This is a genomic window from Vibrio sp. 1CM24A (assembly GCF_023161725.1).
In the GTDB taxonomy this organism is placed as follows: Bacteria; Pseudomonadota; Gammaproteobacteria; order Enterobacterales; family Vibrionaceae; genus Vibrio; species Vibrio coralliirubri.
The window spans coordinates 21,359-36,934 of the sequence record NZ_JALNTS010000006.1; the positions used below are offsets into that span (position 1 = coordinate 21,359).

The following is a 15,576-nucleotide window of genomic DNA, read 5'->3' on the forward strand; positions in this document are numbered from 1 at the left end:
ATCTAAATCAGATAACGACTAGCAAATGTCAAAAAGGGCTCAATGAGCCCTTTTTTAGATCTTTATACTAGTCATAGAGATTAATGCCTGTAGATGCAATTACTCCTCGCTTGACTTGATTTGCTCTGCATTCCACTTACCTTCGTGAATCGCGGAATTGACGTCTCTTCTTGGTAGCCACCCCATGGTTTCAAGTTCTGGTTTATCTTTGAAGTGATCAACGTAGCCGATACATAAATACGCCACGATATCGATGTTTTCTGGGATATCTAAAGCGTCTCGCAGTGTTGAGTCGTGAAGAATGCTCACCCAACCTACCCCAAGGTTTTCGGCTCTTGCTGCGAGCCACAAGTTTTGAACCGCACACACGGTGCTGTAAAGATCCATCTCTTGCTTGATTGTTCTACCAAGCACAACTTTTCCGGTTCGGTTGCGATCGCAAGTCACACAGATTCCGATAGGCGATTCAACAATTCCTTCAAGCTTTAATCGCTTATACATCGCCTGCTTTTCATCGGTGAACATTTCCGCTGATTCGGCATGAGCTTGATTAAAACCGGCTTTGATCTGTTGCTTGGCTTCGATATCACGGACGACGACAAAGTCCCAAGGTTGCATAAAACCGACACTGGGAGCATGGTGCGCTGCGGTTAACACACGCATCAAAACGTCTTCTGGGATCTCATCAGGAAGAAACTGACCACGAACATCTCGGCGAGAAAAAATCGTTTTATATACTGCATCGCGTTCATTCGGCGTAATTTCCATACATCCCTGTCTTATCGTCGTCTTATTGAACCAGTATTATCCAACTAAAGTGTCTATGTTACTAGCGGTACACAAGCAACATGGTAGAATGCCGCCATTAATCTTATCCTTGTATAAGATTGTTGAACCTTTCCATCGCTATTTAGCCAAATCATACCGAGAAACTTATGCCATTTTCCAAGCTTGGATTAAGCTCACCTATTGTTAAAGCCGTTGCAAAACAAGGCTATGAAAAGCCAACCTCTATTCAAGAAAAAGCAATTCCGATTGTGCTTTCTGGTAAGAACCTAATTGCTGCTGCACAAACAGGTACAGGTAAAACTGCGAGCTTTGTTCTCCCTATCTTAGAAATGCTAAGTAAAGGTGAAACACAACGTAAAAAACGTATCCGCGCAGTTATCCTGACGCCAACTCGTGAGCTTGCGATTCAGGTTGAACAGAACATTACTAAGTACGCGAAATTCCTAAACCTAACATCACTAGCGATGTACGGTGGCGTGTCTTACCAACACCAGAAAGATCGTCTTATTGAAGGCGTCGATATTCTTGTGGCAACACCAGGTCGTTTGATCGACATGTACGGACAACGTGCCGTTCACTTTGATGAAGTTGAAGTTCTGGTTCTTGATGAGGCTGACCGCATGCTAGACATGGGTTTCATTGAAGACATCAACAAGATCATCGCGCGTTTGCCACAAAACATTCAAAACCTGTTGTTCTCAGCAACGCTATCAACGCCAGTGCGTGCGCTAGCGAAAAGCGCAATCAGTGAAGCGGAAGAGATTTCAATTGCCAAAACTGACGCTTCTAAAGCGAACATTGAGCAATGGTTGGTAACCGTCGATAAAGACCGCAAATCTGCGCTATTAAGCCACATGATCACTGACGGTGAATGGGACCAAGCGCTTATCTTTATCGAGACCAAACACGGCGCGGCTAAGCTAGTTGCCCAACTTGAAAAGCGTGGTATTCAAGCGGAAGCTTTCCACAGTGGACGTAGCCAAGCGATTCGTGAAAAAATCTTGGCTGACTTCAAGAAAGGTCGCCTGAAGTATTTAGTCGCAACGGGTGTTGCAGCTCGTGGTATCGATATCGACAACCTAAGCCGCGTAGTCAACTACGACATCCCATTCCCAGCGGATGACTATGTTCACCGTATTGGTCGTACAGGCCGTGCTGATGCATCTGGTGAAGCAATCTCTTTCCTATCGAAAGACAACTTCAAGAACCTGTGCATTATCGAAAAACGTCTTGGTCACTTGATTGAGCGTCGCGTTGTTGAAGGTTTCGAACCACGCAAAGAAGTACCAATTTCAGTATTGAACTTCGTTCCTAAGAAGAAAAGAGAACAGCAACAAGACTAAGTAATTTCAGCGACAGAAAATGCAAAGTTGCATTAATCAAAAGAAAAGTCGCGTTAGCCAAAATGAAAATAAAACGAAGCCCTATGTGGCTTCGTTTTGTTCTTTGAAATACATATAACGTGAGGCAATAAGATGATCACTCCTATCGCAACGAGATTAACCCGCGGGCAAGACCTAAAGCTTGAGCTCCAAAGGCTAGTGACCACACACAACATCTCGGCAGGCTCTATCGCGTCTTGTGTCGGTTGTGTCTCTCAGCTCAATATTCGTTTAGCTAATGCGAACAACACCAAGCTACTCCAAGCTCCGTTCGAAATTGTGTCACTTATGGCGACGCTAACCCCAAACCACCAGCATGTTCACCTATCCGTTGCTGATGAAAATGGTAATGTAATTGGCGGTCATTTACTTGAAGGGACGATTATCGCAACCACAGCTGAACTGATCGTTCACCGCTACGATACTTTGACCTTCAACAGAGAGCATGACGATTCGACGGGTTACACTGAGCTTGTTATCGGCACTAGCAAATAACTGATTTACCCAAAGCAACACCAAACGCCCCATATAAAGCGATACTACCAAACAGCAATTAGGAAACACGATGGCTTCAAACTCCGCAGATTCCGTTATCGTTCTCGATTTCGAAACCACAGGCTTATCACCCAATATGGGCGACCGAGCGATTGAGATCGGTGCGGTAAAACTCGTTAACGGCGAAGTCGTCGACACCTTCCAACAACTCATGAATCCAGGGTTTCGTGTGAGCGGCTTCATTGAAAGCTACACCGGCATTACTAACCGTATGCTGAGCACCGCGGCCAGTTGCAGTGAAGTGATGGATGAGTTTGCTGACTTTATTCAAGGCAGCCAACTTGTTGCTCATAATGCATCGTTTGATAAACGCTTTCTCGACGCAGAATTAGACAATATAGGACGTGATTACAACGGACAGTTTGCATGCTCGATGTTGATTGCTCGTCGGCTAATCCAAGACGCACCAACCCATAAATTGGGCGACCTAGTTCGATTCAAGCGCATAGATAACGACGGTACATTCCACAGAGCGTTAGCCGATTCAGAAATGACAGCTAGACTGTGGTTATTGATGATTGATGAACTACAAAGCGACCACGGCATTCAACAGCCAAGCTTCCAATTAATGCAGAAAATATCCAAGACAGCCAAAGGTTCGATTCCAAAACTACTGATGAGTAACAGGGGTTAGGTTCCGAAATTCACCTTAAAGTTTGGTGAAAGGCTAGCTCGACAATAACCGCTAGCCTTTAAAAGGGACGCTTTACTCTTGCAGTGACTTCAACGTTCCTTTGAGGCTTTCTAATTCATTCATAAAATACGCCCACTGCTTGTTACTGCTGGTCGCGGCCATATCTACTAAAAACTTGGCTGATGTTTCCATGTTTTGGTTGAGCTGCTGCTCAAGTTCATCAGGATAATAAGCTTCATTGTTTAAAAGCAATTTCATGATAATCGGCTGAGCAATATGCAGATCGCTCTTCTTTGCCATCAGCGTCGTTAGCTCTTGATAGGTGTTGTTTTGATATTGTCGCCAACTGCTATTGGTATTTACCCACTCTTTAGACCAAGCCAAAATAATCTGTTTTTGTTCTTTCGATACTGAACCTAACCACCGTTCTGCACGCTCTTCTATTCTGCTTCGGTATCGCTCTCTCGAATCGTCATCGTTCAACGACAACCTTTCTTCATAATAGTCTTGCTGCTTTTCACGAAAGTTCTTTAAAAACTCCCTGTCTTGCTTAGGGCTAAGCTGCATACTCAAGGCGTAAATATCTGGAGCGAACTTATTAACGATTGAGCGAATATGCTCTTTAGTTTCTTCACTTTGACCCACAATAAAAGCGAGATTCATATCCGACCGATCTACGTTCTGAATCGCTTCTAATTGCGAGATATACAGAGGTAGCTGAGTTTCTTTGTGCCATTGCTGTAATAAGTCGAGGCGCTCTTCGAGCTCTGATTCTTGACTGTTGGATAGAGAAACAAAGTCTTCAATATAGCTAACCGCAAACCAGCTTATATTGTTATAGGCGAACTTGGTCCCGCACCCATTAAATAGAAAACAGATCACTAAAACTAACCACCGGCACTTTCTCATTCTACCCTCTCACGACATTCAACAAAGCCACAAACCGATTAACTCATCCCTTTAAGGTTAGCCCAGTTCTTATAACGCTAATTCTAGCTCTTATAAAAGTAGCCTTAATAAACAGTGGTCGTAAAAACTTTGAGATAAATTGAGACCCAGACTTGCTAATCTAGCTATTTAGGCAAATGATTAAACTAAAAATAATTAACAGCAGTGATGTAACTTGATTTTTATTACTCATTTGACGTAATACGACCCTTTACAAGAGTTAGGGGAACGTATTTTCAAATGATTGATATTTGGGAGGGAAGCTATGGCCGCTATTCCTGATCATACAAGCGATTTAGAATATGAGCTTTGTTATTTTGACGATGGATCAATAACCACAATCACGATATTCGTTCACAATCGACAGGAAGCGATGACTTGGTATCTTAGCGAAGGAAAACATATCAACGATCTTTATTCGATAAGACCCGATGAATAATGCTTTGGTATAGAGGACTAGGTCGATAAACCTAAGAGAAGAAACTTGAGTGGCATTTTGTGGAACACCCTTTACTGCAATGCCATAAATTAGCAATGTCATTAATTAGACATATCGCAGCAAAGGGATTCAGTCTCGAATTACTTCAGGATTCGGGCGCGGAATTGACGACCCTTCATTTTACCTGATTCGATTTTGTTCAGTGCTTTCTTAGCCACAGATCTTTCTACTGCTACGTAAGCACGCATTGCGAACAGATTGATCTTACCTACCGATTTACCATCAATGCCGCCTTGGCCCGTCAATGCGCCAAGAATATCGCCAGCACGAAGCTTAGCTTTCTTACCGCCATCAATTTGGATGGTAACCATGTTTGAGTAGTACGGCTTAGCAATTGGTTTTGCTGGCAGTTCAGATGGCTCGATTGGCATGTCCATGTACTCATCGATTTGAGCAACACGGTACATCTCTTTTTCGCTAAAGAAGCTGATCGCTACGCCTTTGCTTCCTGCACGGCCAGTACGACCAATGCGGTGAACGTGAACTTCAGGGTCGCGAGACAATTCAAAGTTGAACACAGCATCTAGGTTATCAACATCAAGACCGCGAGCCGCAACGTCTGTCGCCACTAGAATCGAGATGGTTTTGTTTGAGAACTGAACCAAAGCTTGGTCACGTTCACGCTGTTCCATGTCACCATGAAGTTCGATAACACTGAAACCGCGGTGGCTTAGCTCATCGTTTACGTTCTGCACTTCTTTCTTAGTGTTACAGAACACAACCGCAGATTCCGGTTGGTGATGAAGTAACAGCAACTCTAGAGCGTCATCACGAGCTTCAGAACCTTCTAATTTGTAGAAGTGTTGTTGGATGCTTGAGTGATCGTGTGTTGATTCAACCTTCACCATTTCTGGATTGCGCATGATGCGGTCTGCAACAGATTTGATCTGTTTAGGGAAAGTCGCACTGAATAGTAGAGTTTGGCGTTCTTTTGGCGCCGCTTCAATCACTGCATCCAAAGCATCTTGGAATCCCATTTCTAGCATGCGATCGGCTTCATCTAACACAAGTGTGTTCAACTCAGACAGGTCAATACGCTCTCTCTCTAGGTGGTCAAGGATACGACCAGGTGTGCCCACAAGAATGTGTGCGCCATGCTCTAGTGAACCAATCTGTGGGCCCATTGGCATACCGCCACATAGTGTCAGCACTTTAATGTTGTGAATACCACGAGCAAGAGTACGAATCTCTTTTGCTACTTGGTCTGCAAGCTCACGAGTCGGACATAACACTAAAGACTGAACACGGAAACGCTTAACGCGTAGGTTCTGCAGCACGCCTAAACCGAAAGCAGCTGTTTTACCTGAACCCGTTTTACCCTGACCGATAACGTCCTTGCCATTTAGGATAGTAGGAAGACTTAACGCTTGGATCGGCGTCATTTCAGTATAACCAAGAGAATCTAACGTGTTTAGAAGCTCTGGTTTAAGGGCGATTGAAGAGAATTTTGAAGTGCTCAATGGAAATATCCAACTGGTGAAAAACAGAGTGCATTATGAGTGTTTTTGAAAATTATTCCACCTTAATCACAGTTTTGAACGAACAAACAACCATAACAAATATTTATCAGTTGGCAGTGTTAATTACAATTAAAATACGGGATACTATAAAAGTGTAATTTACCCCTGAGGATTGAACAGTATGAAAAGATCACCGTTACAAAAAGGCTTCACACTTTTGGAACTGATCGTTGTTATTGTCATACTCGCCGTTATCGCTGTGGTCGCCGCTCCACGCTTTTTGTCTATTGCAGATGATGCAAGAGAAGCGACTAGCAGAGCTCTGTTTGATAACTTCCGCGCAGGTGCCGAAATCTACCAAGGGGCATGTCTAGCTCGAGGTGGAGATGTAACCGAATTACGAGGACAGGATACTTCAGATTTCAATATCGACGGCATTTACTCGAACTTCTCGGGCAGTTGCTACCCAGTGCGCAATAGCAATGCAGGTGTGCGTAGAGATATTAACAATGCGAGAGGCTGTTACGAACTGTTCCAAGACATCGTCAACAGCGATCATTTCGAAGATATCAACTTTGGTAGTGGCGGCTGGAAAAATGGGGAAACGGTTAAGGAAGGTGAGTTGATAGCGGCTCGTGATGCTGGTTATCAAGTGTATATACATCAAAGATCGAAATACTTTTCATACTGCCACTACTACAACATCGAAGGTGATTTAAGTAACGCACCTTACCTGCTTTACAACGCGGTTGATGGAATCATGGTGTCTGGGACAAAAAACCTATCAAATGGATTTAGCTGGGCTAGTGAGCTTCAAGAATACTCGGTAGCCACTCCCCCGCCATACAACGAATAAGTAGCTCTGAAATAGCCTTTTCGAAATTAAAGAGCCTCCTACCCAAAACGCAAAAAGCCAGCTTACTTAGCTGGCTTTGATTTCTAAACGAATTGCTTTCTATGGCACACCGTGACCTTTAGATGCAACCCATACGCGATACCACTGTTCGCGCGTCAGCTCGATTTTTAGTGCATCAACCGCAGTCTTCACACGCTCAATCTTACCTGAACCAATAATCGCGATCGGATTCGATGGTAAACGACGAACCCAAGCGTAAATCACTTGATCAATGCTGTCTGCACCCACTTCTTGACGAATCGCCTCTAGCTCATCACGAACGCGAACCGCTTGCGCTGAATCGCCACTAAAGATGCTACCACCACCGAGACAAGACCACGCCATCGGGCGAATGCGGTTCATCTTCAGTTGATCTAGCGTGCCATCATGAGCCACTTCAAAGTTCAATGGGTTGATTTCAACTTGGTTGGTCACTAACGGCTTACCGAGTCGAGATTGAAGCAGTTCGAACTGACGCGGTGAAAAGTTAGAAACACCGAAGTGCTTAACTTTACCTACTTTGTGTAGCTCTGCGAACGCTTCTGCTACTTCATCAGCATCCATTAACACATCTGGGCGGTGAATCAACAATACATCGATATCGTTAACACCTAAGCGCTCTAGTGAATTATTTACTGATTGGTAAATATGCTGCGCGCTGGTGTCATAGTGATTGATCTTACGATCAGGAGTGTGGTCACCACATAGGTTGATATCGCACTTGGTGACGATTTGAATATCATCACGAAGGCTTGGTTCAAGCGCTAACGCCTCACCAAACAACTTTTCACATTGGTAGTTACCGTAAATATCCGCGTGATCAACAGTTGTGATGCCAAGATCAATATGTTGCTTCAGGAAAGTCAGGCGTTGTTGAGGGGTCATGCCCCACTCTGCTGTACGCCAGTATCCTTGCACCAACTCAGAAAGTTCTGGGCCTTGTGGCGCTATCGTTACTCTTGCAACCATGGGTTGTCTCCTTTATCAATACTGAACGTATCCTAAGCTCGTTTTACCGAAGGCTCAACGTATAACAAATGGCAAAGGTAAACGCTTATTAAAAATGTGAGAGCCGCAGAAAAACGAACACTTAAATAAATTATAACTTGCTGTCTGCCCGTGAGCCGTTCTCCTGAAAGGCTTGTTTAGCCTAATAAATAACGAAACTATCTATAAATTTGAGCAATTAAAAACGATTAAGTTCAACCGTTAAGTTGTCACCATCACTCTGTAACTGAATCCAAGGAGAAGTAGAGCTAGAAGAAGATAAGCTAGGCACATTCCACACACTCAGTTGCTCTGCTGAACCGTGAGGCGCATTGATAAATTCGACCAGCTGTTTATCCACCTTATCGAAACCAACACCTTCATTTCGAGCTTGTTCGAGTTGAGCAGTAACATCGAATTCATCTTCACCAATACGAATTGAACTGAGAGCAAAGCCATCTTGACGAAGGTATGCCTGAAGCTTTGTGTAACTTAGGTCCGAATATGGCAGGTTTAAGCGAACTGTTTCAACGCTTGAGTCACCCAACTCCAGTTCAACATAAACATCCAGATCATAATATTGGGTTAAGTCACTGCACAACAGAGTACCTTCGATCTCACCACAATCCATCAACTCGATATCATTAATATAGTTTTGAGAATTCGGCAGGCTTGGGCTGCTGTTAAATACTGTTCTTAGCCACCAGCTTTCGGTTGCTTGCGCTGAAAATGAAATAGCATTGAGGGACAGCATTAGAGGCAAGATTAGAACTTGAAAGATTTTCATCGACTGGGCTTATTTAGCGCTATATGAAGTGTCCATTATACGTGACCAATCGACAAACAACTGCTCGAGTCGCAAATTTTAGGCGAAAAAAAACGGGCATACATGCCCGCTAGATAATTTCATCACCGAATAACGTAATCCGTCACGTTGAGAACCATTACGAAAGAGAGAATATCACTCTCCCACAATAGTTACAACATGACATACCCATTACTTGTAGCCACCTTCAATAGCAGGCTCTTCAAGCGACAATCTCACTTTGTTACGTTGAATAGCTTCTGGCGGCAAGCTGATGAAACCGTATTGGTTCAAAACGCCTTGATGATCTTGTGACAAGGTAAGCCCAACAAAGAACTCCTCTTGTTCCGTAAAGCCTTTGCGATGCGCTGGAATATTCAAGTACATGTAATAAACCGTTGCTAACGGGTAACGACCAGAGAGGATCGTTTCTTTGTTTAGGTCGTAGTTCACACCTAGGTTATCAACCACACTCAACCATTTCACGTCTGAGATTTGGTCTGAGTAGACGGTGTACCCAATGGCTGCATCCTCGTCTTCAATCTTGTTAATCAGGTCCGGCAGATCCGCCAAGAACTGAGTATGGGCATATTCTCCTTCCGTTCCACATTCGACCCAACTTGAAAAAGTAGTATGTCCTTTCAGGTTGTGATCAATGGCAAAGGGCAACATATGAGTATCTAGGCTTTCACCGTTACGAATATCACTGCTTGGTGACCATTTGGGATGTTTAGGATCGTTAGAACAACCAAACACATCAATTAATTCAGCGACGGTGATTGATGTTGCTGGGTTATTTTCATTGGCTAGAATCGCTATGACATCGGCGGTGAACATCAACTCTGTTGGCCTATAACCGTAACGCATATCAAACCTTGCCATCTCTTTGTCAGTCCACTTTTTGGAAGTGATACCAACACGCGAGCGCTGCATAATCATCTGCTCTGGGACGCTGTCACTCAACAAGATTTCTAAGTCGATCTCTTGGCTCTTAAGCAGATCTTCAACAAGCCCCTGCATATTCGGCTCAATCGCGACCAAACCCATGTCAGTGGCGTCATTCGCAAATGTCGATACAGAGAACAACGCAGGTACAGCAGCAAGCAGCAAGCCCGATTTATTAGCTAGACATTTCATTACTGGCCTCCTACTGGATCAATCGACGTTTTAGACTCAACATCGCTATTACTATCGAGCTGCATTTCTGAAGTGAAGATGTTCCAAGATGGATTCACTTCCATGCTTTCTGTCTTAATCACCGCAATCGTTCTGCGCTTACGCTTGTGAAGGTGCTGAGTTAAGCTGGTTATCTGAGTAAACTCTTGTTCGAAGATTCGCTCACCATTGATGCCTCTATCAATCAATGCGTCTCGAATCACGCCCGTTCTTTTCTTCGCCAATGCCTTGTTATACACGTTTGTACCTTCAGCACTAGTGTCACCAACTAAGGTAACCGAAGCATCAGGCTGCTCTCCTAGTAAACGCACCAACTCATTTAATACAGCGGTATGATCAGGTTTAAGGTCATACTTATCAAAATCAAATGCCACACTTAATACTTCAACATCTTCGACAATTTTCCAATTGGCACACCCTTTAATGTCTACCGTTACACCTTCTGGCGTATCGGCACATAGATCTCGCTGGTTGATCACACCATCTCGGTCATGATCGGCTAAGTCATCAATTTGGTGGCGTGTCATTGTCGTATCAGGCGTTTCTGCACATCCCATTAGCAAGATAGAGCTAAGTAGCGCTAGTTTAAAATATCTCATTACTTATTCTCCCCTTGCCACTCTTCTGGATGTTCAATCCTCAACGCATACGTCAACATGCCCATCGCATTTAATACTCGATAAGCCGCTAACGTTTGATCATATTCAGTGCTGATGAAATTTCTTCGAGCCAAAAACACTTCTACTTTTGCATCAAGTACATCAAGAAGGCTTCGTCTGCCAACATTGAATTGTTGGATATAGCCAAGCTCTGCAATTTTCGCTGCATCAACGTTCTGTTGAAGTAACGATTTCTGCTGCTCAAGCATCTTGTATGCGTTCCAAGCCAGTTGTGTGCCTTCTCTAACCTCACGTTCTGTTCGTAACCGGATCGCCCTTGCCTCTTCCACTCGCCAAGCTGACGACTCAACCCTAGAGTCGGTAGAGAAGCCATTAAACAGGTCATAATCCATCGTCAACATCAGTCGAGCGTCTTCATCGACACCGCCTGGAGGGTTAGATACGTTGTCATTCTTGTTCGCATGAAGTTCGAGTTTTAGCTCTGGGTAGTAATCCCCTTTCTCGCGGCGCATCTCTTTACGAGCCGCGTCGATATCAAGCAAAGAGGCTTTGATTTCAGGGTGGTTCTCGACAGCCTGTTCTAGGGCGACTTGAGAAGAGCTTGGTAACAAGGCGTAATCAAAACGTGGATATACCAAGTTCACCGCAGGTTTGCCAACCAAGCGTAGATACTGAGTTTGCAAATCAAACAGGTTGTTCTGAGCGGCGATAAGTGAAGACTGCGCGGTCGCGACACGGGCGGAGATCTGAGCCAGATCCGAGTTACTACTCAAGCCTTTGCTCTTTTTATCTTGGATATCTTGGTAGATCTCTTGGTGCTCTTTTACGTTACGCTTAGACAGTTCAAGTAGCGTCTGTGCTTTGAGGATATCGAGGTAATTTCTCACCACATCTAACGATACGTTTTCAGCTCGCGAAATCAGAGTTAGACGCTCAGCTTCCGCTTCGAACGTCAGTCGATCGACATTCGATGTGGTTTTAAAACCATCAAATAGTAACTGGGATACTTTAACGCCGATTTCCGTTCTCGTTAGGCCTCGATCATCGCTGTCGAGTTTGCTGCCACTGTTGTAGCGAGTCTCTTCATAACCTGCTGCCGCGTACAAATTCACTTGCGGCATATACAAACCACTCGCCGCGTCTCCGTCTCTGACCACCGATTGGTATCGGGAGTATTGCGCCAATATCTCTGGGCTATAGTCGATGGCAAAGGCCACGGACTCTTCTAATGAAGCTGCTTGAGACAGCCCACTCATTAGCAAGCAAGAAGAGAGTAAGAATTTTGAATGCATTACACTTCCTTTTATATTTATGCTTAACGCACTTCATCGTTCGCGAAGTGAGTTTTCCTTAGCTCGTAAAATAGGTTTTAACCAATAACTCAATACTGTTTTCTCTCCGATTAATATATCAACCGCGACTTGCATCCCTGGGATAATGCTAAAGGCAGAGTTTTGTTGCTGGTCTTCGTTTAACTGAATATGGGCGCGATAATAGGCGTTTCCGTCTTCCGTTTGTAAGGCGTCGGCACTCACGTAAATCACCTCGCCTTTAAGTCCGCCATAAATGACGAAATCGTAGGCCGTGAATTTCACTGTTGCACCTAACCCGTTATGAACAAACGCAATATCTTGCGGAGAGATTCTCGCTTCAACAATCAGGTCACTGTTTGATGGAATGATCTCAATGATCGGCTCGCCAGGACGAACTACACCACCAATGGTACGCACAAAAATCTCTTTGACTGTGCCATCAACGGGCGCGACAATTTCAGTACGCTTGAGTTGGTCGGCAATCGCCTGCTGGCTTTCGTTCAACTGCGCTATCTTGCTCGCCACTTCATTCAACTGGCCTTGCACTTTGGTACGAAAATCTAAGGCAATGCTTCGATGATCCGCTATCGACTCTGAGTAGGCAGCTATCTGCTTCTGCGCTGCTACTTTTGAGCTAGCAATATCACCTTTGAGTTTGACTACATCACGGTTGAGTTTAAGTAGCTCAACTTCCGCAACAGCACCGCTCGCTACCACGTCTTTCAGCATGTTGCGCTCACGAATCACAATTTCGAGGCTGCTTTCGAGAGTCTGGATATTATTAAGCGTATCGACACGAGCTTGGTCTTGTTGCTCGATACGAAGTGCCGCCTCTTCCAGTTCAGACTTCAATTGTCCTAAACGCTCTCGGTAGTTCGCCTTGGCATTCATTAACGCAGGATGGCTTGATACATCAACCGCAATGTCTTGAGGCACCAAGACCACTCGTTCATACCACTCTTTTGCGTCGTTATTTAAAACGACCGTCGACAGCTCAGCCTTTAATCTTAATTGCTGAGCCAGTAACGTATCCGCTTGTTGAGCCGACTCTAAAAACGCCGCCTTAAAACGTGTGTCTTCTAGCTTAGCTAGAGGTTGCCCCTTCACTACAGATTGGCCTTGTCGCACCATGATCTCTTGAACCAGTCCACCTTCTAAGCTCTGAATGGTTTGCACCGAAAGACTTGGAACGACTTTGCCTTCACCGATCACGACTTCTTCTAATGTTGCCCACGTTGCCCAGCCGATAATTGAGACAATGAGTAGAGCACTCAACCAAATCAGCTTACGAGAGCGGAATGCTAAGTGGTTGTTGGTCCATTGAATATCATTACTCATGACGACCTCCCTTCACCACAGATACCGTCTTAAAGCGACTGGTTCCTTTAGGTACACTTTTCTTCTGTAAAGAGAGAATTTCTTTAGGCTCACCTTCTGCCACGATTTGACCTTTATCCAATACAATCACTCGATCACACATCATCAAGAATGAAGATTTATGGGAGCTGATCAGCATTGAGGTTTCTCTCGGCATACTTTGCAGCGCATTGAAGAACTGAATCTCAGCCTGATTATCTAGCGCGCTGGTTGGCTCATCCATGATCAATAACTTTGGACAGCGATACAGAGCTCTCGCGATGGCAACGGCTTGGCGCTGACCACCAGAAAGTAACCGACCACCCTCACCGACAGGTGTTTCAAGGCCATTGCTTAAGCGCCCCATGTAACCATTCAAACCTGACTGTTGAAGCGCTTGTCTTAGCTTTTCTTCATCAACGTTGGTCGCACCAAGCGTAACGTTGTCGTAAACACTGCCAAAAATAAGATTGGTGGTTTGCCCTACCCAACCCATGCCACTACGCAGAACACTGGTTGGCCATAATTGCCCATCAATCTCTTGATAGAAAGCTTGCCCTGTTGTTGGCAAATACTGGCGCGCAACAATCGATAATAAGGTTGTTTTACCCGCGCCTGCCGCGCCCACAAGACCAACTCGCTCACCCGGTTTGATCTCAAGGGAAATCTCCTTTAGTGCAGGGCTTTGAGTGTCAGGATAAGTAAACGTCACTTCATCTAACCTAACCCCACCATCAAAGTCTCCTTTATCGATAACCTGGTGTTTGGACTCTTCCTGAGGTAGCTCCATAATCTGATTCAGCCCTTCTACAGCCGAACGTGTTTGTTGGAACCTCAGCAATAGAAGAGAAAGCTGGTTCACCGAACTTGCAGCGCGCCCACTCAACATCACAACGGCTATCAAACCACCCATACTCAGCAAGCCTTCAGAGATCTGATACACACCAAAAATGATCAGAGTGATGGTAACGATCTGCTGACTGGACTGAATAGAGTGCGTCACGATATTGGAGTAATGACGAGATTGAGTCTGCCATTGAGATAGTGACGAAATCGTCTGTTCCCAACGCTTCTGGGTAATACCCTCAGCATTGTTTTGCTTGATATCCGGAAGGGTTGTTAAGCAATCAAACAGCTGGGCTTGTCTTTGTGTCGACAAACGTGCGGTTTCATCAAATGTTTTCTCGACTTTGCCTTTCATCGCAATGCTCAGCACGATCAAGACCAACATGATCGCGACAGGAATAAACATCATTGCGCCACCAAGCCAGCCGATAAGCAGTAGGAATAACAAAGTGAATGGCAGGTCGACTAAAGTGACTAACGAGATAGAAGTGAAGAAATCTTTCACGCTATCGAAGTCTTGAAGCTGTCTTGCAAATGCGCCTACCGATTGAGGTCGATTTTCGAGCTTCATACCAAGGACTTTCGAGAACAGTTGAGAAGACAACTTGTTATCAATATAGCGCCCAGCCATGTCGGTCACAGAGCTTCGTGAGCTTCTCAATACCCAATCAAAAATAACAACAATACCAACGCCTGCTGCTAATACCCAAAGCGTGTTAAACGCTTGGTTTGGCACCACACGGTCATATACATTCATGGTAAACAGGGGAACCACCAACGCTAGCACGTTGATCAAGAACGAAGCGATAAACAGATCGCGATACCAAGGCTTCACTTCTTTGACCACACGCCATAACCAACGGGTGTTGGACTTATTCTCGCTACGTTCATGGGACTGAATACGCGCATCATCAAGCGCTTGAGCACCCACTTGCCAAACAAATGAGTCCACTTTAATGACTAAATCTTTAAGGAGAATTTGTTGGCTTAAGTTGGATTCACAATTCAATACTTGAAAATCGCCAACGGATCTTTGGGTTACGACAAGAGGAGACCCTGTCGCAGACTCAACAGCAACAACAGGGAACTGACATTGATTCAGTAATTCTTTTTTAACGTGGCTCAGCGTTAACCCCGATTTCTCAATCGCTCTTGGAAAAAGGGATTCATTAAGCCTGCCTTCATCTAAAGGTAGGCCAGACACTATTTTGGAAGGGTGACTGCGAACATTAAAATGCTCACACAACCACTCAACACAACCTAGCCAGCTGTCTTTTTGTTCTACCAATCTAAACTTCCTTTTATAGACTG

Annotated in this window: 15 protein-coding genes; 5 read left to right on the top strand and 10 right to left on the bottom strand. The window is 44.6% G+C overall.

Translation table 11 applies throughout. The annotated features are described in order from the left end of the window. Positions 1-99 precede the first annotated feature (99 nt). Positions 100-768 (bottom strand): 5,6-dimethylbenzimidazole synthase, encoded by a 669-nt coding sequence (bluB, locus tag MSG38_RS14070; RefSeq protein WP_248402025.1) that lies wholly within the window; start codon positions 766-768, stop codon positions 100-102. Between the two features lie 167 nt (positions 769-935). Here bluB and MSG38_RS14075 point away from each other — a divergent pair, with 167 nt between their 5' ends. The 3 genes from MSG38_RS14075 to MSG38_RS14085 all read left to right on the top strand — a co-directional run bounded on the left by MSG38_RS14075 (position 936) and on the right by MSG38_RS14085 (position 3,360). Further along, positions 936-2,132 carry a DEAD/DEAH box helicase gene (locus MSG38_RS14075; protein WP_010431064.1) on the top strand — a complete coding sequence of 399 codons (1,197 nt, stop codon included), beginning with the start codon at positions 936-938 and terminating at the stop codon, positions 2,130-2,132. A 132-nt stretch (positions 2,133-2,264) separates the two neighbouring features. Further along, on the top strand, positions 2,265-2,666 hold the full coding sequence (locus MSG38_RS14080; RefSeq protein ID WP_248402026.1) for a DUF296 domain-containing protein: 402 nt from the start codon (positions 2,265-2,267) through the stop codon (positions 2,664-2,666). Positions 2,667-2,736: 70 nt separating this feature from the next. Beyond that, positions 2,737-3,360 (top strand): 3'-5' exonuclease, encoded by a 624-nt coding sequence (locus tag MSG38_RS14085; protein ID WP_248402027.1) that lies wholly within the window; start codon positions 2,737-2,739, stop codon positions 3,358-3,360. 72 nt (positions 3,361-3,432) lie between these two features. Here MSG38_RS14085 and MSG38_RS14090 read toward each other — a convergent pair whose 3' ends face one another. Continuing rightward, positions 3,433-4,269 (bottom strand): DUF6279 family lipoprotein, encoded by an 837-nt coding sequence (locus MSG38_RS14090; RefSeq protein ID WP_248402028.1) that lies wholly within the window; start codon positions 4,267-4,269, stop codon positions 3,433-3,435. Between the two features lie 304 nt (positions 4,270-4,573). Here MSG38_RS14090 and MSG38_RS14095 point away from each other — a divergent pair, with 304 nt between their 5' ends. Next, positions 4,574-4,747, top strand: coding sequence for an RNA helicase (locus MSG38_RS14095; protein ID WP_065677708.1), 174 nt, complete (start codon positions 4,574-4,576; stop codon positions 4,745-4,747). Between the two features lie 140 nt (positions 4,748-4,887). Here MSG38_RS14095 and dbpA read toward each other — a convergent pair whose 3' ends face one another. Further along, positions 4,888-6,267, bottom strand: coding sequence for an ATP-dependent RNA helicase DbpA (dbpA, locus tag MSG38_RS14100; protein ID WP_248402029.1), 1,380 nt, complete (start codon positions 6,265-6,267; stop codon positions 4,888-4,890). A 181-nt stretch (positions 6,268-6,448) separates the two neighbouring features. On the opposite strand from dbpA, the gene MSG38_RS14105 reads away from it, so the two are divergent. Continuing rightward, positions 6,449-7,123, top strand: coding sequence for a prepilin-type N-terminal cleavage/methylation domain-containing protein (locus MSG38_RS14105; protein ID WP_248402030.1), 675 nt, complete (start codon positions 6,449-6,451; stop codon positions 7,121-7,123). Positions 7,124-7,222: 99 nt separating this feature from the next. Here MSG38_RS14105 and MSG38_RS14110 read toward each other — a convergent pair whose 3' ends face one another. The 7 genes from MSG38_RS14110 to MSG38_RS14140 all read right to left on the bottom strand — a co-directional run bounded on the left by MSG38_RS14110 (position 7,223) and on the right by MSG38_RS14140 (position 15,553). Further along, positions 7,223-8,131, bottom strand: coding sequence for an aldo/keto reductase family oxidoreductase (locus tag MSG38_RS14110; protein WP_248402031.1), 909 nt, complete (start codon positions 8,129-8,131; stop codon positions 7,223-7,225). 217 nt (positions 8,132-8,348) lie between these two features. Continuing rightward, positions 8,349-8,936: a hypothetical protein gene (locus MSG38_RS14115; protein WP_017071598.1), complete on the bottom strand. Its 588-nt coding sequence runs from the start codon at positions 8,934-8,936 to the stop codon at positions 8,349-8,351. A 210-nt stretch (positions 8,937-9,146) separates the two neighbouring features. Beyond that, entirely contained in the window at positions 9,147-10,091 is a 945-nt protein-coding gene (locus tag MSG38_RS14120; RefSeq protein WP_248365696.1) for a substrate-binding domain-containing protein, read from the bottom strand. Continuing rightward, positions 10,091-10,729 carry an OmpA family protein gene (locus tag MSG38_RS14125; RefSeq protein ID WP_248402032.1) on the bottom strand — a complete coding sequence of 213 codons (639 nt, stop codon included), beginning with the start codon at positions 10,727-10,729 and terminating at the stop codon, positions 10,091-10,093. Before MSG38_RS14125 ends, MSG38_RS14120 begins: the two co-directional genes overlap by 1 nt. Next, a complete protein-coding gene (locus MSG38_RS14130; RefSeq protein WP_248402033.1) occupies positions 10,729-12,042 on the bottom strand; it encodes a TolC family outer membrane protein in 1,314 nt (437 codons plus the stop codon). The genes MSG38_RS14125 and MSG38_RS14130 overlap by 1 nt, the downstream gene beginning before the upstream one ends. Positions 12,043-12,075: 33 nt before the next feature. Continuing rightward, positions 12,076-13,401: an HlyD family type I secretion periplasmic adaptor subunit gene (locus tag MSG38_RS14135; RefSeq protein WP_248402034.1), complete on the bottom strand. Its 1,326-nt coding sequence runs from the start codon at positions 13,399-13,401 to the stop codon at positions 12,076-12,078. Further along, entirely contained in the window at positions 13,394-15,553 is a 2,160-nt protein-coding gene (locus MSG38_RS14140) for a type I secretion system permease/ATPase (RefSeq protein WP_248402035.1), read from the bottom strand. The genes MSG38_RS14135 and MSG38_RS14140 overlap by 8 nt, the downstream gene beginning before the upstream one ends. Positions 15,554-15,576 lie beyond the last annotated feature (23 nt).